Below are 17,079 nucleotides of genomic sequence, written 5' to 3'. Positions count from 1 at the left end.
TCGTGGTCTTGAGGACCGCGCTCGGTCCTGCCACTGGCGGGGCCTGCCAGGCAGGTCCCCTGTTGAAATGTTGGTGGTTGCAGCCGTTGCGGGCTGCAGGGTGAGGGTCTTAGCCCTCGACGGTGATGCCCATGGAGCGGGCGGTGCCGGCGATGATCTTCGAAGCAGCTTCCAGATCGTTCGCGTTCAGGTCAGCCATCTTGGTGTTGGCGATTTCCTCAACCTGGGCCTGGGTCAGCTTCGCAACCTTGGTGGTGTGCGGGGTGGCCGAACCCTTGCCAACGCCTGCAGCCTTCTTGATCAGCTCGGCAGCCGGCGGGGTCTTGGTGATGAAGGTGAACGAACGGTCTTCGTACACGGTGATTTCAACCGGAACAACGTTACCGCGCTGCGACTCGGTGGCAGCGTTGTAAGCCTTGCAGAATTCCATGATGTTGACGCCGTGCTGACCAAGGGCAGGACCGATCGGAGGAGCCGGGTTAGCGGCGCCTGCCTGGATCTGCAGCTTGATAAGTCCGGTGACCTTTTTCTTTGGGGCCATGTCGGGTCCTTCTACTCTTGCGTTTCCCGCGGCACAGGAGCGTGACACGGGCTGATGGCCGCCGTGGCGCGGCGGCCGAACGTGCCCGGCTCACGCAAAGCAAACGTGAGGGGCACGAAGACTCAATACTACTGGATCTTGGTGACCTGGTTGAAGTTCAGGGTCACCGGGGTCTCGCGCTCGAAGATCGAGACCAGCACCACCAGCTGCGCGGCCTCCAGCTTGATCTCGGAGATCGTGGCCGGCATGGTTTCGAACGGTCCGTCGTTGACGATCACCGATTCGCCAACCTCGAAATCGACCTTGACCTCGGTGATCGGTGCGCGGCCCGGCTTCGAGGCGGAGGGCTGCTCGGTCGGATCCACCACGGTGTGCTCCAGCATGGAGAACACTTCATCCAGGGTCAGCGGATTCGGGTCGTGGGCGTTGCCCACGAAGCCGGTCACGCCCGGGGTGTGTCGAACAACACCCCATGAGGCGTCGGTTAGTTCCATGCGAACCAGCACGTAGCCGGGGATGCGCACGCGGCGCACGATCTTGCGCTGGGTGTTCTTGACCTCGACGACCTCTTCCATCGGGACCTGGATCTCATAGATGAAGTCATCCATGTCCTGGGTCTGGATGCGGGTCTCCAGGTTCAGCTTCACGCGGTTTTCGTAACCGGCGTAGGTGTGGATCACGAACCAGTCGCCGGGCTGGCGGCGCAGCTTGGCGCGGAACTCTTCCTTCAGCGCCTCAACGCTGACGGCCTGCTCGTCCTCTTCGGCAACGGCTTCGGCCACTGCCTCGCTGGCGTCCTCGTCGGCCTCGGCAACCAGTGCCGGATCATCGGCGGTGTCCGCGGCGATGTCATCGAGCTGTACAGGCTGCGAGGCTTCGTCGAGGGTTTCCTCTTCGTCCAGGGCGCCCTCGGCGTCCACGGTGCCTTCAACATCCACGGTGCCGTCGGTGTCGGAAGTGCCGTCGGCGAAGATGACATCTTCGGCATTGCCGGTCTGCTCGTCATTGGTCGCGACGAACTCGGCTTCTACCTCGTTGTTATTCTGCGGTTCGAGTTCCTGGTCGGACACTGCAGCTCCTGCTTTCTTCTACTGATGTACACCTGGGGCCCTGACGCGCCGCATGGCGGCTCGCGCAGGAAATTCTACTGCTCTGGCCTGTTTGTGAACAGGAGGGTGGACCCTGCCCCGAAGACAAAGTCCAGGGCCGTCACGATGAGCATCACGATGACAACGAAGGCGATGACAACCAGGGTGTAGTTGATCAATTCGCTACGGGTCGGAGTCACGACTTTTTTCAGTTCCGAGATGACCTGCCGGACGAACAGGGCGATGCGGCCGAAAAATCCGCGACGGGATTTCTTGTCATTTCCCGGATGGGAGACAGCTGATTCGCTCACCGTGTTCCTCGTTTCAATAAAATAGGCCAGTTGAAACAATCACGGTGTGTCGCAGCCTGGCCGACCACAACACACCGTGACGTGAGATTCGCTGTGCGATTTTTTCGTCAATCGCTACTGCGCAGGGCAGACAGGACTCGAACCTGCAACCTGCGGTTTTGGAGACCGCTGCGCTACCAATTGCGCCACTACCCTTCGAGTTTTCACTCTGGTGACATCAACTATATCTGAACGTGCCAGAGCAGCTGATCACCACCGGCGCCTTCGCACCGAGAAATAACTCTACGCAATGATCAGATGATTGTCGAACTGACAGGGAGCAGTGTGCCCTACACCGCATTCGGGGCGTCCTGGTGGGCCACCCGGCGCGTCATCTTGCCCGGCCGAGCATGAATCCAGCCCTGCCTTGGCCTTAAGCTAGTGGTACGTACTCATCTTCTCAGACGTCAGGATGCCCCCAGATATGTCTAGAATCTCCCGCCGCATTGGCGCCATCTCCGAATCCGCAACCCTGGCGGTGGACGCCAAGGCCAAGGCGCTGAAGGCCGCCGGCCGTCCGGTGATCGGGTTTGGTGCCGGCGAGCCGGATTTCCCGACCCCCGACTACATTGTCCAGGCCGCCGTGCAGGCCGCCCAGGACCCGCGCAACCACCGCTACTCCCCGGCCGCTGGCCTGCCGGAGCTGCGTGAGGCAGTGGCGGAAAAGACGCTGCGCGATTCGGGCTACAAGGTCGAACCGAATCAGGTGCTGATCACCAATGGCGGCAAGCAGGCGGTCTACAACACGTTCGCCACCCTGCTGGATCCGGGCGATGAGGTCATCATCCCCGCCCCCTACTGGACGACCTACCCGGAGGCGGTGCGCCTGCACGGCGGGGTTCCGGTGTCCGTGTTCGCCGGCCCGGAACAGGGCTACAAGGTCACCGTGGAGCAGCTGGAGTCGGTTCTGAGCGAACGCAGCAAGGTGCTGCTTTTCGTCTCCCCGTCGAACCCGACCGGCGCCGTCTACTCCCCCGCCGAGGTCGCTGAGATTGGCCGCTGGGCGGCCAGCAAGGGCCTGTGGGTGGTCACCGACGAGATTTATGAGCACCTGATCTATGGGCAGGCCGAGTTCTCCTCGATCGCCACGCTGGTGCCGGAGCTGGCCGACAAGGTCGTGGTGCTGAACGGCGTCGCCAAGACCTATGCCATGACCGGCTGGCGGGTGGGCTGGATGATCGGCCCCAGTGATGTCATCAAGGCCGCCACGAACCTGCAGTCCCACGCCACCTCCAACGTGGCCAACGTGTCCCAGCGCGCCGCCCTGGCCGCGGTGGCCGGGCCGCTGGATGCGGTGAACGAGATGAAAACCGCGTTCAATCGCCGCCGGTTGGCGATCGTCGAGGCGCTGAACGCCATTGACGGGCTCTCCTGCCCCACCCCGGAGGGCGCCTTCTACGCCTACTCGGATGTGCGCGGCCTGCTGGGGCGCGAGATCCGCGGGAAGGTGAGCACCACCAGCGCCGAACTGGCCGCGCTGATCCTGGAGGAGGCCGAGGTTGCGGTGGTGCCCGGTGAGGCCTTTGGCCCTTCCGGCTTCATCCGCATGTCCTATGCCCTGGGCGACGCGGACCTGGCCGAGGGTGTCGCCCGGATGGCCGCCCTGCTGGGCGAAGCCAAGTAGCACTGGCGCCCTGAGCGGCACCGAATACGCATCACGGCTGTGGCCGGAACCTGGGTTCAGGTTCCGGCCACAGCCGTTCCGGGCTTTCGGGCACCGGTCACAGGATCTTGCGGTCTACCGCCCACCGGGTCAGTTCATGGCGGTTGGACAGCTGCAGCTTGCGCAGCACGTTGGAGACATGGGACTCGACGGTCTTGACCGAGATGAACAGCTCCTTGGCCACTTCCTTGTAGCTGTAGCCGCGGGCGATCAGCCGCATCACCTGCAGTTCCCGATCCGAGAGCAGGTCCAGTTCGGTGTCGATATGCTCGGGCTGGCTGCTGCCGAAGGCGTCCAGCACGAACCCGGCCAGCCGGGGTGAGAAGACCGCGTCCCCGCCAGCCACCCGCCGCACTGCATCGGAAATCTCGGGACCGGAAATGCTCTTGGTGACATAGCCGCGCGCCCCACTGCGGATCACGGTGACCACGTCATGGGCCGCATCCGACACGCTCAACGCCAAGAAGCGGGTCTGCGCCAGCAGGTAGGCGCACCCGCGCAGCACCTCGGCTCCCCCGCCCCCGCGTCCGCCGGGCAGGTGCACGTCCAGCAGCACCACGTCCGGGCGCAGTGCGGTGATCTGCTCGATGGCTTGTTCCACGGTGCCGGCCTCCCCAACCACCTTCAGGTCGGGATCCAGGTCGCTTTTCAGTCCCGAACGAAAGATGGCGTGGTCATCGACCAGCAGCACCCGGATCGGTGCCTCGGGCTCCTGGGTGCCTGCGGGCACTGGGTCAGTCATGGTGGTTTGCCTTTCCTGCCGTGGTGCGCGGCATCTTCAACTGTATTTCGGTTCCCTGCTCGCCGCTGCGGATCTTCGCCTCGCCGCCGGCCCGCTCCATCCGGCCCAGGATCGATTCGCGCACGCCCTGCCGGTCCGGGTCAATGTCCTGCGGGTCAAAGCCGTCCCCGCGGTCGCGGATGAACACCTCCACGGCCTGCTCACCGCATTCAATGAACACCGAGATCAGCCCGGTTGCGTGCTTGGCCGCGTTCATCATGGCCTCCCGGCTGGCCTGCACCAGGGCGTGCTGCCCCTCGAACCCCTGTGCGGAGCCCACGGAGACCACATCCACCTCGCGCAGCATCAGCTGCTCGATTTGCGCCGCTTCCTGGGAGATCTCGGCCACCACGTCACCCTCGGAGACGTCCTCGTCCCCGTACAGCCACTGGCGCAGTTCACGTTCCTGGCTGCGGGCCAGGGCCCGCACCGCGGCCGGGTCACCGGACCGCTTCTGGATCACGGCCAGGGTCTGCAGCACCGAGTCGTGCAGGTGTGCGGCGAACTCGGCGCGCTGTGCCGCGGCCTGTCGGGAACTGCGTTCGGCCAGGTAGTCACGCCACAGCCTGGTGCCAAAGGGCAGCAGCACCACCAGCGCCCCGCCGAAGATCGCCAGCGCCGCCCAGATCCCGCCGATCAGATCCGAGGTGCTCACCGTCCCGTTGACAATCAGCAGCAGCCCGCCAATGACCAGCAGCAGCCCGACCACCAGCCGGCTCAGCGCCGCGGCACGTTCCTTGCGGGTGGCCTGCGGGCCGCCGCGCCCGTCAATCTGCAGCCAGGCCAGCAGCACCCCGGCCACGATCCCAATGCTTGGCCAAATCAGATCCCAGCGGATGTTCCACCCCAGCCATTGGCCCAGGGCCAGCAGGGCCAGCACCGTGAGCACCACGCCCACAAGCACCTCACGCATGGACCCCAGCTTCAGGGCGACTTCTCGGGGGTTCAGGCTGCCGGGGGCGTCCAGGCCCAGCTCCTCGGCCAGGCTGCGCCGCCGGGTGCCGGTGCTGCGCTGCTCATCGGCCTGGGACTCCTGGCTGCTGGGGGTGAACACCCACAGCCAGGCGTACAGCACGGCCCCGATGCCGCCGATGGCCGTCAACAGCAAAAACCCCAGGCGCACGTAGCTGACCGGCAGGTTCAGGTGCTCGGCCAGCCCTGCGCAGACACCAGCCAGCAGGCGCGATTCGCTTCTGACGATGCGCCGGGGCTGCTCGGGTGTCTCCATGGTTCAAGTCAAGCATGTTCGCAGGGTCTTTCCCCAGACCCACGTGGCGTTTTACGGGTGCCCTCAGGGTCGAATCAGGGTAGTACCTCATAGCGGGGGCGGGGCAAGGCGCGAAAGAATGGGGGCATGGACCAAGATCACTCCTCGCACAAAATCTTCGACAGCCTGCGTCAGCAGCAGATCCGCCGCAGCGAATCGCAGTGGCTGGGCGGCGTGGCCGCCGGCATCGCGCAGCGCCTGCAGGTTGACGCGGTGCTGGTGCGCGGTGTGGCGGTCGCCCTGGCCCTGCTGGGCGGAGTGGGCTTGATCGCCTACGGCCTGGCGTGGGCGTTCCTGCCGGATGAGAACGGCCAAATCCACGTCGAGCAGGCGCTGCAGAAGAACTGGACCAGCGGCATGACCGGTGCCCTGGTCACCTTTCTGCTCGGTGTCGGGCCCGCCCCCTGGGCCTTTAGCAGCATCGCCCCGTTCGTGTGGCCGCTGCTGATTGTCGCCGGCGTGCTGTTCGTGGTCTTTAGCCGCAACAACACGAAGTTCGCCCGCGGTCCGCGCCCCACCGACGCCGACGCCCCGACCTATCCGGCGGATGCCAGCGGACACACCGGCAGCACCGCAGTGGTGCTGCATGATCCGGAAGTCAGCTGGCAGGACCCGGCTCCTTCAGCGAACCCGGTGGATGACACGGTCCGCGCTGAGCAGGACCTGCCACGGCAGCCCGGGCCGCAGAACATCTTCGGGCGTTCGGCCTCCGACGCACCACCCCGTTCCCGCTTCAACATCAAGGAGCCCACCATGGAGTCCGATTCGGGCCACTACTACCCCGGCACCCAGCCCCCTTCCGGGCAGGATGAGTACACCGGCAAGGATTACTACACCGGCAAGGAGGCCAAGGGCAAGCAGAAGATTCCGTTGGCACCCCCGATCCCAGGTTGGGTGGCCACCATCATTGTCGGGGCGACGGCACTGATCATTGCCGTGGTCTTCGGCCTTGACTACCTCGGACTGGTCGACTTCCCCGGCGGCTCCTGGCCGTTGGCGCTGTCCCTGGGCCTGCTCTTCGTGGGCCTGGCCCTGGTGATCGCGGCCCTGGCACACCGCACCAGTGGGGGCCTGCTGGGGTTGGCGATCCCGCTGCTGGTGCTGACCCTGATCTTCGGCAACTCCGGGGCCGTAAGCAGCAGCGGATTTGGCACAAGCTCCGGCGGGGTCATCACTTCGGACAGTGACGGTGAGTACAACGCGATCTTCAGCAACGCCACCATCGACCTGCGACAGTACGCCGACATCACCTCACCAACCACCGTCGAGGTCAACACCGTCTTTGCCTCGGTGAACCTGCGGCTGCCCGAGGAAGTGCCGGTACGCATCCAAAGTGATGGCATCTTCCTCTCCCAGCACGGTAGCGGCGCCCCGGGGAGCAGCGACTCGAGCAAACCACTGCTGATCGTGGACGTGAACGGCGCCTTCTCAAAGATCAATGCGCTGCCCTCGGACTCCAGCACCGTGACCACCCCAGATTTCTAAGGATGAGCAACAATGACTCCCGAAAAATATGACCGTTCCAAGTTCCCCACCGGAACGCTGGTATTCGGATTGATCCTGGTTCTGGTGGCGCTGGCACAATTGAGCCGTCACGTGCTGTCCTGGGACTTCGACGCCCCGCTGTTCTTTATCGCGTTGATTGCCCTGGCCGGTGTCGCGTTGATCGTCTCGGGCATCGGCTCTGCCCGGCGGGCGGCCAAACGCAAGGAGTACCCGCCACACGACTCGACCACCTTCTAGTACCCTGGGGTACTTTCACCCCGCGGCCCGTCCCCGAGGCGGACGTTGGCCGAACCCATTCTTTTGACGAGCACTATCTAAGGACGGACCCTGATGGATAAATTCTTCAACTCCCTGCGTTCCATGCCGCTGCGTCGCGGACCGGCGCGTATGGCCGGCGGTGTGGCCGGCGGCATTGCCGACAAGTTCGGCTGGGACGTATCGCTTGTGCGGATCGCGATGCTGCTCTCCTTCCTGCTGCCGGTCATTGGCATTGGCGCCTACATCGTGGCGTGGCTGCTGATTCCGGCCCAGGATGGCAGCATTATCCTGCAAAAGTGGTTGCGCGCGCTGTAGCGGCCGCGTCCCGGCAAGCGGGGCGAGAGTGGCGGCGAGTACACCGGAAGGGATCTTCCCCGGTGTACTCGCCGCCACATCCTTAAGCCGATAGACTCGCAACGTAGACGGCTCAACGGGGCGCTGTGGACAACGACAGATGATGAACAGATCCAATCCATGAGGGTGGCTGGCCCGCTGGTCCTGCTCCCCACGCATCGGTGCGGCTGTTCGTCCCGGCAGAAATGAGCAGATATGCGTATTGGCCTGTTGACCTCCGGCGGCGACTGCCCCGGCTTGAACGCCGTCATCCGCGGCGCCGTGCTGAACGGCATCAAAAGCTACGACTATGAATTTGTCGGGTTCCGTGACGGCTGGCGCGGGGTCAAGGAAGGCGACCTGATGCCGCTGCCGCGCCACCAGGTGCGCGGCATCTCCAAGCAGGGCGGAACAATCCTGGGCACCTCACGCACCAACCCGTTCGAGGGCGAAAACGGGGGTCCGGAGCAGATCCGCCAGACCCTGGCCCGGCTGGAGGTGGACGCGGTCATCGCGATCGGCGGGGAGGGCACCCTGGCCGGGGCCCAGCGCCTATGCGAAGCGGGACTGCCGATTGTCGGAGTCCCCAAGACCATCGACAACGACCTGGACGCCACCGACTACACCTTCGGCTTCGACACCGCCAACCAGATCGCCGTGGAGGCCATTGACCGGCTGCGCACCACCGGCGAATCCCACCACCGGTGCATGGTGGCCGAGGTGATGGGCCGCGACGTGGGCTGGATTGCCCTGCACGCCGGCATGGCCTCCGGCGCCCACGCGATCCTGATCCCCGAGGTGTCCACCAGCATGGAACAGATCTTCACCTGGGTGCGTGAAGCCCACGAACGTGGCCGCGCACCGCTGGTGGTGGTGTCCGAGGGGTTCGTGCCCGAGGGTGAGGATGCCGCGTTCAGCTCCCGCGGGGTGGACCGCCATGGTCGGCCCCGGCTGGGTGGGATCGGTGAAGTCCTGGCCCCGCTCATTGAGCAGAACACCGGCCTGGAAACCCGCGCCACCGTGCTGGGACACATTCAGCGCGGCGGCGTGCCGACCGCCTTTGACCGGGTGCTGGCCACCCGCCTGGGCATGGCGTCGGTGGATTCGGTGGCTGCCGGCCAGTGGGGCACCATGGTGGCCCTGCACGGCACGCAGATTAACCGGGTCCCGCTCAGCGCGGCGGTGAACAACCTCAAGCGCGTGCCGCAGGACCGCTATGACGAGGCAAAGATCCTCTTCGGCTGACCCGGCCGCACATCATCCCGGCCCCGGCCCCCATCGCGGGGCCGGGGCCGGGGCGTTTAACGGCCGCGGGCCACCGCTGCCCTCCAGAGGAAGAAGGCAGCGGTGGCCCGCGGCGGTGCGTACTTGGCGCCTGGTCAGCCGCGTGGCGGGCGCAGGAAGCCGGTGAACCGGCCGGCCACCTGGCCGGCCTCCGGTGAAACGATGACCTCCTGGGCGGCCGGGTAGCTGCTTTCACCGTCCTGGACCACCAGTTCGGCATCCGGCTGCACATTGCGGCGCAGCGTGGCCAGGGCAATCGGCCCGGCCTCGTAGTGCAATGCCACCGAGGTGACCCGGCCGACAACCCGTTCCCCGTCCTTGACCGGTGAACCGGGCGCAGGCAGGGTGTGCATGGACCCGTCCAGGTGCAGCATCGCCAGGCGACGCGGCGGATGGCCCAGGTTGTGCACCCGGGCAATGGTTTCCTGGCCCTTGTAGCAGCCCTTGTTCAGGTGCACCGCGGTACGCAGCCAGTCCAGTTCGTGCGGGATGCTCTTGTCATCGGTGTCCACGATGAACCGCGGCTCCCAGGCCGCGATGCGAAGCGCCTCCACCGCCATGGTCCCGGCCAGGGACAGGTCCCCGACCAGGGAGGCCAGCTGCTCCAGCGGCACGATGTACTCAAACCAGGGCCGTTCCAGGCCCGGGTGCTCCCCGGTGGAGTACGCATGTCCCCCGCCGATCACATTCGGCCAGGGGTTCTCCCACACCACATCGCCCAGTTCGGGGCGCGGCCTGGTGCTGGCAATGACCCCGTGGGTGTTTGAACAATCCACGACTTCAACCCGGGACATGAACCGCATCGAGTTCAGGTACTCGGCCAGCGGTTCGCCGCGCCCGGGCTCGGCGATGATCCACAACAGGTCGTCGGCGGCCAGGATTTTCAGCTCATGCTCCACCCGGCCCTGGACGCTCAACAGCAGGCTTTGGGTGCTCTGCCCCGGCTTCAGATCGCTCAAGCGCTGGCTGCTGATGGTGTCCAGCCACGTCAAGCGGTCTTCGCCGCGCAGCTGCAGGATGTCCAGGTGGCTCAGGTCCGCCACCGCGGTCCCGTCGAAGAGGCTGCGGGCCTCACGGGTCGGTGCCCCGTAGTGGGCGGCAACCCCGGCATCCACGCCGGAGGCCTCCACGGCCCCGTCACGCTGCAGCAGAACCGAAGTGTACTTTTTGCTCATTCCTGGTTTCCGTCTTCTCCCGCTTGGCCCGGCTCGGTCTGGCCAACCCGTTTCAGGGCCGCCGACGCGTGGGCCTTCAAATCGCTATCGCCCTGTGAGACGTCCCAACGCCAGAACAGGTCCCCGCCCACCAGCCCGTAGATGCGGGTCGAGGAGGCGTAGGGCTTCGAGTTTTCGCTGCGCAGCAGGGCCTCGGTCGCCAGCTGAATGCGCGGGCCGTTGATGACCCCGTAGTACAGTTCGCTGAGACCGCCCGGATGGTTGATGCTGGCCTGGATCTTGAAACCGTCTTCGGTGCGCAGCTTCTCGACATCGTCGGCCGAGCGCAGCACCGGGAACGGGTCGCCGGGAGTCATGCCCGGGCCAGGGTCGGCGGCTTCCTGCTTGCGGTCCAGGGACCAGAAGCCGGACTCGACGGCCAGGGGGCGCAGCCGGGTGCCTTCGGCATCGGTGAGCCAGGATTCGCTGCGGTACTCCAGGTAGGGCAGACCGGTGTCCCGGAAGGTCACCTGCTGCCAGAAGTGCTCGTCATCTGCTTCGCCTTCGCCCAGCTTGCCCGAGCCTTCCCAGACACCGATCAGCCAGGACAGCGGAACGAGTTCCGGGGTGAGATCCGTGGGAATTTCAATAGCCATAACGGCGCTCGCTTTCCGTGGATGTAAATGAAAGAGGCGCACACCCTGCGGTGTGCGCCTTTCCTACTTCTGCCCCTTGAAAAGGCGCTTGACAACCAGTCCGGCGAAACCGGCCATGCCCAGACCGGCAACGGTCAGCAGCGCCAGGTAGAAGATCTCTAGTGCAAGGTAATTTTCGTTCATGGCTCCATCCTAGCGCGCCGCGGGCGCAGGTTACTTAATCAACGAGAGGCGAATCACGTGCCCTCCGTCATTTCCGATTCAGACCTGCCCGAGCACCTGCATGGCGTACCAGCTCAGCGACCCGGTCAACAGCAGGATCAGCGTGGATACGGCGAGCATGTCCTCCACCCGCTTCACCGCCCGGCTGGCCAGGGTGATGGCCCGCAGGCAGCCCACCAGCACTCCGGCGAGCGCACCAATCAGCAGGCAGTGGTACCAGGCCAAATCCAGCGGCAGCGCGCTGCTCGCGGCGCCGAGGGCCGCACCGGTGAGCGGGGCCAGGAAGATGACGGCGCGGTCCGGCAGCCGGGTCATGGCGCAGGCCCCGGCACCGAGCAGGGCGATGACGCTGACCAGGATGATGCCAAAGCCGCTGGGTGAGGCCCCCAACGCGGAGAGTCCAGCTCCCTGGGACACCACGGCCAGGCCGCTGATTCCGCTGACGGTGTTCGACAGCCGGCCGCTGGCCCCTGTCCCCCTGAACACCTGGGACATGAACACCAGCGGGACTCCGACCGCGATGACCAGCATGCTGGCGCCCATCCCCACCGGGCCGAGCATTCCCACGGCGAAGAAGGTGGCCAGCAGCCCGGCCAACGCCAGGATGATGCGCAGCGGCCAAGGCTGGGTGCTGCGGGTAAGGGTGGGCCAGCTGTAGGCGAAAAGCAGCTGCAGCACGGCGGTGATCGCTCCCACCGAGAGACCCGGGGTGTCCAGGGTCGCCGCCACGAGCAATGCGGCCGCGGCGAGCAGCCCGCTAATCAGTACCTTGACTCTCAAACTGTCCATCCTGGATCGTTGGCAACGCGCACATGGGGCAACTCGCGTTTATGACGTTCGGTGTTCTTTATACTGTGACACGTAAAAGAGATTTTTTCGTCAAACCACCCGGCAGGAGGTTCCAGCACATGGCGCACCTGCTGCTCTTGGGTGAAGAACGCGAAAACGCCTGTGTGCTGCCCGCGTTGGAGCTGCTCAGCCATGATATCCGACAGCTGCCGGCCACCAGCGATTCCCTGCGCCACGCCGGGCCCGCGCAGGCTGTCATCCTGGATGCCACCGGGGATCTGGCTGCGGCCCGGACCGCCTGTCAGCTCGTGGCCGCGACCCTCAACCTCCCCCTGCTGGTGGTGATCCTTGAAGGCGGGTTGACGGTGATGTCCAGCGAATGGCGCGCCGATGACTTTGTGTTGCCCACCGCCTCACCGGCCGAAATTGAGGCGCGCCTGCGCATGCTGCTCAGCCGCGGGCCGTCCGCCACCGGCCCGGTAGACGCCGAACCGGTGGCGGGGCTGCGCATTGACGAGCTGAGCTACACCGCCAAGATTGATCAGCGGGTCCTGGACCTGACGTACAAGGAATTTGAGCTGCTGAAGTATCTGGCCCAGTTCCCGGGACGGGTGTTCACCCGTGAACAGCTGCTGCATGAGGTGTGGGGTTACGACTACTACGGGGGCACCCGTACGGTGGACGTGCACGTGCGCCGCCTGCGAGCGAAGCTGGGCACCGATCATGAACAGCTGATCGGTACCGTGCGCAACGTCGGCTACCGCTTCCACGCCGAGCAGTAGGACACCGCTTCACCTCCGGCCGGTTCACTGCTGGCACATCCCGGGTGATGTTGCGTTCTGGTGGCGGCACGGGACTAGTGTGGGGTTTATGAGTACCCAGCCCAAGCTCCCCCTCAGCGTTCTGTCCTTGCCCGGCGCCGCCGATGACCGGTTGCGCCGCCAGGTCATGGACTTGGCCCGCACCGCCCAAGTCAGTGACGGCAATCCCCCGTTCAGCGAGCAGACCTTCATTGACCTGGCTGCCCAGCAGGCGGACCGCAGCCTGCTGGGCGTGTACGCGTACGCGGCCGAGGACAGCACCGAGGAACTGCTGCTGGGTGCGGCCATTGCCGTGCGCGGTGCGGAAACCGAGCCGTGGACGGTGGAACTGGTGGTGCATCCCGATTACCGCCAACGCCAGGTGGCCGGCAACCTGCTGCAGCAGCTGGGCGGTTCCCTGGATCTGTCCCAGGCCCAGGGCTGGGCGCACGGCGCACACCCTGCCGCGCAGGTGCTGGCCGAACGCCACGGGCTGCAGCGGCAGCGGGAACTGAACAAGATGCGCCGCACCCAGCAGCAGCCGCTGCCGGTGGCGCAGCTGCCCGAGAACCTGCAGCTTCGCACCTTCGTCCCCGGCCAGGATGAACAGGCCTGGCTGCAGGCCAACGCGGCAGCCTTCGCCGACCACCCGGAGCAGGGCTCGCTGACCCTGGCCGACCTGCAGGCGCGCATGGCCGAGGACTGGTTTGACCCCGAAGGATTCTTCCTGGCCGTGGACCAGGACGAAGCGGTGCTGGGGTTCCATTGGACGAAGCTGCCCCAGCCCGAACCCGGCACCGCCCGGGTGGGTGAGGTGTACGTGGTGGGGGTGACCCCCGGCGCGCAGGGTCTGGGCCTGGGCCGCAGTTTGACCGCCACCGGGGTCAACCATCTGCTGGCCCGCGGGGTGGAGGCGGTCATGCTCTATGTGGATGCGGAGAATACCGCAGCGGTGAAACTCTACGAGTCCTTGGGCTTCACGGTCTGGGATGTCGATGTGATGTACGGGCCTGCGCGGTAGGATTGGCGCTAGGCAATGCGGCGCCTGACAGGGCTTGTCCCCCGGTGGTGTCCGCCATTGCATGACCGGCACCCTGAGCCAGGAAGCGAGATCAGCTGATGACCAAACCCGTGCTCCCACCAACCAGCAAACTCAAGGATGTGCCTTCCTCGGAGGCCACCGTGGACCGGATCGGCTTGCCGGACATTGCCCCGGCCGCCACGCTGCCCATAGGCGGTTTCTCCGCCGAGCGCTTCCTGGACCGGGAGATCAGCTGGTTGGACTTCAACGCCCGGGTGCTGGAACTGGCCGAGGACGAGGATCTGCCGCTGCTGGAGCGGGTGAACTTCCTGTCCATCTTCACCTCGAACCTCGATGAGTTCTTCATGGTGCGGGTGGCCGGGCTCAAGCGCCGCATCGCCACCGGCCTGGCGGTGCCGGCCGCCACCGGGATGAACCCGGTGGACCAGCTGGAACTGATCCTGGCCAACGCGTACAAGCTGCAGCTGCGCCACGCGAAGGTGTTCGCCGATTCGGTGCGTCCAAAGCTGCAGGAAGAGGGCATTGCCCTGGTCGGGTGGAAGGACTTGAGCCCGAAGGAACGCGACGAGCTGTCCCAGTGGTTCATCAAGCAGGTCTTCCCGGTGCTCACCCCGCTGGCGGTGGACCCCGCCCACCCGTTCCCCTACATTTCCGGGCTGTCGCTGAACATGGCCGTGGTGGTGCGCAACCCGCAAACCCAGAAGGACCTGTTCGCCCGCTTGAAGGTGCCGGACACCATCATGCGCCTGATTTCCGTCGACGGGCTGCGCGCGGCCCACTCCTCGCACAGCCAGGCCCGGTTCATTGCCCTGGAAGATGTCATTGCCGAGCACCTGGACCAGCTGTTCCCCGGCATGGACATTGTCGAGCACCACTTCTTCCGCATCACCCGCAATGAGGACCTGGAGGTGGAAGAGGACGACGCGGAGAACCTGCTCCAGGCCCTGGAGAAGGAGCTGCTGCGCCGCCGCTTCGGCCCGCCGGTGCGCCTGGAGGTCGCCGATGACATCAACCCGCAGATCCTGGAACTGCTGGTGCGCGAACTGGGCATCGAGGACGATGAGGTGTTCAAGCTGCCCACGCCGCTGGATTTGCGGGGGCTGGGCGTCATTGCCGGGCTGGACCGCACCGAACTGCACTACCCGAAGCATGTGGGGCACACCTCCAGCCTGCTGAACGTCTCGGAAACCTCCAAGGCGGCCAACGTCTTCGCCGCGGTGCGCCGGCGCGACATCCTGCTGCACCACCCCTATGACTCGTTCTCCACCTCCGTGCAGGCCTTTTTGGAGCAGGCGGCCGCGGACCCGAAGGTCATGGCCATCAAGCAGACGCTGTACCGCACCAGCGGGGACTCGCCGATCGTGGACGCGCTGATCGACGCGGCCGAGGCCGGCAAGCAGGTGCTGGCGCTGGTGGAGATCAAGGCCCGCTTCGATGAGCAGGCCAACATCACCTGGGCGCGGAAGCTGGAGCAGGCCGGGGTACACGTGGTGTACGGCATCGTGGGGCTCAAGACCCACTCCAAGCTGTCCCTGGTGGTGCGCCGCGAGGGCGACAAGCTGCGGCGCTACTGCCACATCGGCACCGGCAACTACCACCCGCGCACCGCCCGCTACTACGAGGACCTGGGCTTGCTCACCTGCGATGACACCGTGGGCGAGGATGTCTCCAAACTGTTCAACCAGCTCTCGGGCTACGCCCCGCGCTCCACCTACCAGCGTCTGCTGGTCGCCCCGCGCTCGCTGCGCTGGGGGCTGGTGCAGCGCATTGAGCAGGAGATCGCCAACGCGCAGGCCGGCATCGACTCCCGGGTGGTGATCAAGGTCAACTCGATGGTCGACGAGACCATCATCGACGCCCTGTACCGGGCCAGCCAGGCCGGGGTGAAGGTCGATGTGATCGTGCGCGGGATCTGTGCGCTGCGTCCCGGGGTCCCGGGGCTGAGCGAGAACATCCGGGTGCGCTCGATCCTGGGCCGGTTCCTGGAGCACAGCCGCGTGTTCATGTTCGCCAACGACGGGGACCCGGTGGTCTACATCGGTTCGGCAGACATGATGCACCGCAACCTGGACCGCCGGGTGGAGGCGCTGGTGTCACTGGCCGAACCGGAGGACATCGCCAACCTGATCGCCATCCTGGACCGCTACCTGGATGAGCAGACCTCGTCCTGGCACCTGCTGGCGGACGGGGACTGGGAGCGACACCACCGTGACGCGGACGGCCAGCCGCTGCTGGATGTGCAATCATGGCTGATCGAGACCCACTCGCGCCGGCGCAACCCGGGTCGCGGAAACTAGTGGCAGCCAATCAGATCAAAGGATCGACCAACACCGTGCTCATGATTCAACGGTCCTCGGATCCCGAGGAAATCCTGCTGGGAGAATTTGACGTCATCGCCGCCGGGGCCATCCCGTGGCGTGTGCTGAACGACGAACTGCAGGTCCTGATCATTCACCGGCCCCGCTACGACGACTGGTCCTGGCCCAAGGGCAAGCTCGATGACGGGGAATCCATCCCCGAATGCGCGGTGCGCGAGGTCGGGGAGGAAGTGGGCCTGCAGGTGCAGCTGGGCATCCCGCTGGAGGCCACCGCCTACACCGTGAACCAGAAGGCCAAGGTCGTCTACTACTGGGCGGCGGCCCTGGCCAACGGGGATGAGCCCACCGTGGACGGGGACGAGGCGGACGAGGCCCGCTGGGTGGGGGCCAAGCAGGCCAAGTCCATGCTGACCAACCCCAGCGACGCGGCCCCGCTCGATGACCTGATCGAGGCGCACCTGGCCGGACGGCTGGATACCCGGGCCTTCATGCTGGTCCGCCACGCCAAGGCCAAGCCGCGGGCGAACTGGACCCGCGAGGAGGGCCAGCGCCCGCTGGCCGCCACCGGCCGGCGCCAGGCCCAGGCCCTGGCCCGGCTGCTGAACTGCTGGAAGCCCCAGCACGTGGCCACCAGCCCCTGGGTGCGCTGCGTGCAGTCCATCACCCCCTATGTGACCGAGCACCAGATCAAGCCGAAGCTGGTGAACTCCATGACGGAGCATGCCGCCCAGCGCAAACCGGAAAAGACGGTCAAGTCACTGACCAAGCTGCTGGACAAGGTCCGCTCCCAGGTGCTGTGCACCCACCGCCCGGTCCTGCCGCTGATCCTGCCGCTGCTCTCCGCACGCTCCTCCCAGGCGGTGCGCAAGCTGCTGCCCACGGCCGACCCCTACCTGCAGCCCGGGGGCATGATCGTGCTGCAGCAGCCGGTGGGGGCGCATGAACGCATTGTCTCCATTGAGATCCACGCCCCGTACTCGGATTAGCGGCACACCCTGGCCCGCTTCCCGCCCTGGCCTGCACGCTG

General features: G+C 65.8%; 17 protein-coding genes and 1 tRNA gene. 9 read left to right on the top strand and 9 right to left on the bottom strand.

The features are described 5' to 3' along the window. Positions 1 to 109 precede the first annotated feature (109 nt). From rplK to RCJ92_RS02940, 4 genes are all read right to left on the bottom strand, one after another. Entirely contained in the window at positions 110 to 541 is a 432-nt protein-coding gene (gene rplK, locus RCJ92_RS02955) for a 50S ribosomal protein L11 (protein WP_054820895.1), read from the bottom strand. Between the two features lie 128 nt (positions 542 to 669). Next, positions 670 to 1,611: a transcription termination/antitermination protein NusG gene (gene nusG, locus RCJ92_RS02950; RefSeq protein ID WP_391495635.1), complete on the bottom strand. Its 942-nt coding sequence runs from the start codon at positions 1,609 to 1,611 to the stop codon at positions 670 to 672. A gap of 74 nt (positions 1,612 to 1,685) precedes the next feature. After that, a complete protein-coding gene (secE, locus tag RCJ92_RS02945; RefSeq protein WP_421014034.1) occupies positions 1,686 to 1,940 on the bottom strand; it encodes a preprotein translocase subunit SecE in 255 nt (84 codons plus the stop codon). Positions 1,941 to 2,062: 122 nt separating this feature from the next. Continuing rightward, positions 2,063 to 2,135, bottom strand: a tRNA-Trp gene (locus RCJ92_RS02940). 268 nt (positions 2,136 to 2,403) lie between these two features. Here RCJ92_RS02940 and RCJ92_RS02935 point away from each other — a divergent pair. Then, entirely contained in the window at positions 2,404 to 3,603 is a 1,200-nt protein-coding gene (locus RCJ92_RS02935) for a pyridoxal phosphate-dependent aminotransferase (RefSeq protein ID WP_421014035.1), read from the top strand. A gap of 97 nt (positions 3,604 to 3,700) precedes the next feature. Here RCJ92_RS02935 and RCJ92_RS02930 read toward each other — a convergent pair whose 3' ends face one another. Beyond that, on the bottom strand, positions 3,701 to 4,384 hold the full coding sequence (locus tag RCJ92_RS02930; protein WP_446753733.1) for a LuxR C-terminal-related transcriptional regulator: 684 nt from the start codon (positions 4,382 to 4,384) through the stop codon (positions 3,701 to 3,703). After that, positions 4,377 to 5,651, bottom strand: coding sequence for an ATP-binding protein (locus tag RCJ92_RS02925; RefSeq protein WP_446753732.1), 1,275 nt, complete (start codon positions 5,649 to 5,651; stop codon positions 4,377 to 4,379). The genes RCJ92_RS02930 and RCJ92_RS02925 overlap by 8 nt, the downstream gene beginning before the upstream one ends. A gap of 126 nt (positions 5,652 to 5,777) precedes the next feature. On the opposite strand from RCJ92_RS02925, the gene RCJ92_RS02920 reads away from it, so the two are divergent. From RCJ92_RS02920 to RCJ92_RS02905, 4 genes are all read left to right on the top strand, one after another. Beyond that, entirely contained in the window at positions 5,778 to 7,175 is a 1,398-nt protein-coding gene (locus RCJ92_RS02920; protein ID WP_421014037.1) for a PspC domain-containing protein, read from the top strand. Positions 7,176 to 7,187: 12 nt separating this feature from the next. Beyond that, complete coding sequence (locus tag RCJ92_RS02915) at positions 7,188 to 7,433, top strand: hypothetical protein (RefSeq protein ID WP_138177132.1); 246 nt, start codon at positions 7,188 to 7,190, stop codon at positions 7,431 to 7,433. Between the two features lie 93 nt (positions 7,434 to 7,526). Next, the gene (locus RCJ92_RS02910) at positions 7,527 to 7,769 is read left to right on the top strand and encodes a PspC domain-containing protein (protein ID WP_054821522.1); all 243 of its coding nucleotides are present in this window, start codon (positions 7,527 to 7,529) and stop codon (positions 7,767 to 7,769) included. A 234-nt stretch (positions 7,770 to 8,003) separates the two neighbouring features. Next, entirely contained in the window at positions 8,004 to 9,032 is a 1,029-nt protein-coding gene (locus tag RCJ92_RS02905; protein ID WP_138177128.1) for a 6-phosphofructokinase, read from the top strand. Positions 9,033 to 9,166: 134 nt separating this feature from the next. Here the strand turns inward: RCJ92_RS02905 and ygfZ are convergent, their stop codons facing one another. From ygfZ to RCJ92_RS02890, 3 genes are all read right to left on the bottom strand, one after another. After that, positions 9,167 to 10,246: a CAF17-like 4Fe-4S cluster assembly/insertion protein YgfZ gene (ygfZ, locus tag RCJ92_RS02900; protein ID WP_446753731.1), complete on the bottom strand. Its 1,080-nt coding sequence runs from the start codon at positions 10,244 to 10,246 to the stop codon at positions 9,167 to 9,169. Next, positions 10,243 to 10,881 (bottom strand): FABP family protein, encoded by a 639-nt coding sequence (locus RCJ92_RS02895; RefSeq protein WP_346921558.1) that lies wholly within the window; start codon positions 10,879 to 10,881, stop codon positions 10,243 to 10,245. The genes ygfZ and RCJ92_RS02895 overlap by 4 nt, the downstream gene beginning before the upstream one ends. A gap of 261 nt (positions 10,882 to 11,142) precedes the next feature. Then, positions 11,143 to 11,883, bottom strand: a complete 741-nt coding sequence (locus RCJ92_RS02890; protein ID WP_360028157.1) for a hypothetical protein — start codon at positions 11,881 to 11,883, stop codon at positions 11,143 to 11,145. 128 nt (positions 11,884 to 12,011) lie between these two features. Here RCJ92_RS02890 and RCJ92_RS02885 point away from each other — a divergent pair, with 128 nt between their 5' ends. The 4 genes from RCJ92_RS02885 (at position 12,012) to RCJ92_RS02870 (ending at position 17,038) form a co-directional block, all read left to right on the top strand. Further along, positions 12,012 to 12,674, top strand: a complete 663-nt coding sequence (locus tag RCJ92_RS02885; protein ID WP_138926614.1) for a winged helix family transcriptional regulator — start codon at positions 12,012 to 12,014, stop codon at positions 12,672 to 12,674. 88 nt (positions 12,675 to 12,762) lie between these two features. Continuing rightward, positions 12,763 to 13,713, top strand: a complete 951-nt coding sequence (gene mshD / locus RCJ92_RS02880) for a mycothiol synthase (protein WP_446753730.1) — start codon at positions 12,763 to 12,765, stop codon at positions 13,711 to 13,713. Positions 13,714 to 13,811: 98 nt separating this feature from the next. After that, complete coding sequence (locus RCJ92_RS02875; protein WP_138177114.1) at positions 13,812 to 16,031, top strand: RNA degradosome polyphosphate kinase; 2,220 nt, start codon at positions 13,812 to 13,814, stop codon at positions 16,029 to 16,031. 41 nt (positions 16,032 to 16,072) lie between these two features. Further along, complete coding sequence (locus RCJ92_RS02870) at positions 16,073 to 17,038, top strand: NUDIX hydrolase (protein WP_138177111.1); 966 nt, start codon at positions 16,073 to 16,075, stop codon at positions 17,036 to 17,038. The last annotated feature ends 41 nt before the right edge of the window (positions 17,039 to 17,079 follow it).

This window comes from Glutamicibacter sp. BSL13, from assembly GCF_052928425.1.
This window is presented reverse-complemented; position numbering and strand designations above follow the sequence as displayed.

Excerpts from the sequence above, each read along its gene's own strand:
- rplK (WP_054820895.1), bottom strand. The coding sequence starts at position 541 with ATGGCCCCAAAGAAAAAGGTCACCGGACTTATCAAGCTGCAGATCCAG.
- RCJ92_RS02935 (WP_421014035.1), top strand. The coding sequence starts at position 2,404 with ATGTCTAGAATCTCCCGCCGCATTGGCGCCATCTCCGAATCCGCAACC.
- RCJ92_RS02930 (WP_446753733.1), bottom strand. The coding sequence starts at position 4,384 with ATGACTGACCCAGTGCCCGCAGGCACCCAGGAGCCCGAGGCACCGATC.
- RCJ92_RS02925 (WP_446753732.1), bottom strand. The coding sequence starts at position 5,651 with ATGGAGACACCCGAGCAGCCCCGGCGCATCGTCAGAAGCGAATCGCGC.
- RCJ92_RS02920 (WP_421014037.1), top strand. The coding sequence starts at position 5,778 with ATGGACCAAGATCACTCCTCGCACAAAATCTTCGACAGCCTGCGTCAG.
- RCJ92_RS02915 (WP_138177132.1), top strand. The coding sequence starts at position 7,188 with ATGACTCCCGAAAAATATGACCGTTCCAAGTTCCCCACCGGAACGCTG.
- RCJ92_RS02910 (WP_054821522.1), top strand. The coding sequence starts at position 7,527 with ATGGATAAATTCTTCAACTCCCTGCGTTCCATGCCGCTGCGTCGCGGA.
- RCJ92_RS02905 (WP_138177128.1), top strand. The coding sequence starts at position 8,004 with ATGCGTATTGGCCTGTTGACCTCCGGCGGCGACTGCCCCGGCTTGAAC.
- ygfZ (WP_446753731.1), bottom strand. The coding sequence starts at position 10,246 with ATGAGCAAAAAGTACACTTCGGTTCTGCTGCAGCGTGACGGGGCCGTG.
- RCJ92_RS02895 (WP_346921558.1), bottom strand. The coding sequence starts at position 10,881 with ATGGCTATTGAAATTCCCACGGATCTCACCCCGGAACTCGTTCCGCTG.
- RCJ92_RS02885 (WP_138926614.1), top strand. The coding sequence starts at position 12,012 with ATGGCGCACCTGCTGCTCTTGGGTGAAGAACGCGAAAACGCCTGTGTG.
- mshD (WP_446753730.1), top strand. The coding sequence starts at position 12,763 with ATGAGTACCCAGCCCAAGCTCCCCCTCAGCGTTCTGTCCTTGCCCGGC.
- RCJ92_RS02875 (WP_138177114.1), top strand. The coding sequence starts at position 13,812 with ATGACCAAACCCGTGCTCCCACCAACCAGCAAACTCAAGGATGTGCCT.
- RCJ92_RS02870 (WP_138177111.1), top strand. The coding sequence starts at position 16,073 with ATGATTCAACGGTCCTCGGATCCCGAGGAAATCCTGCTGGGAGAATTT.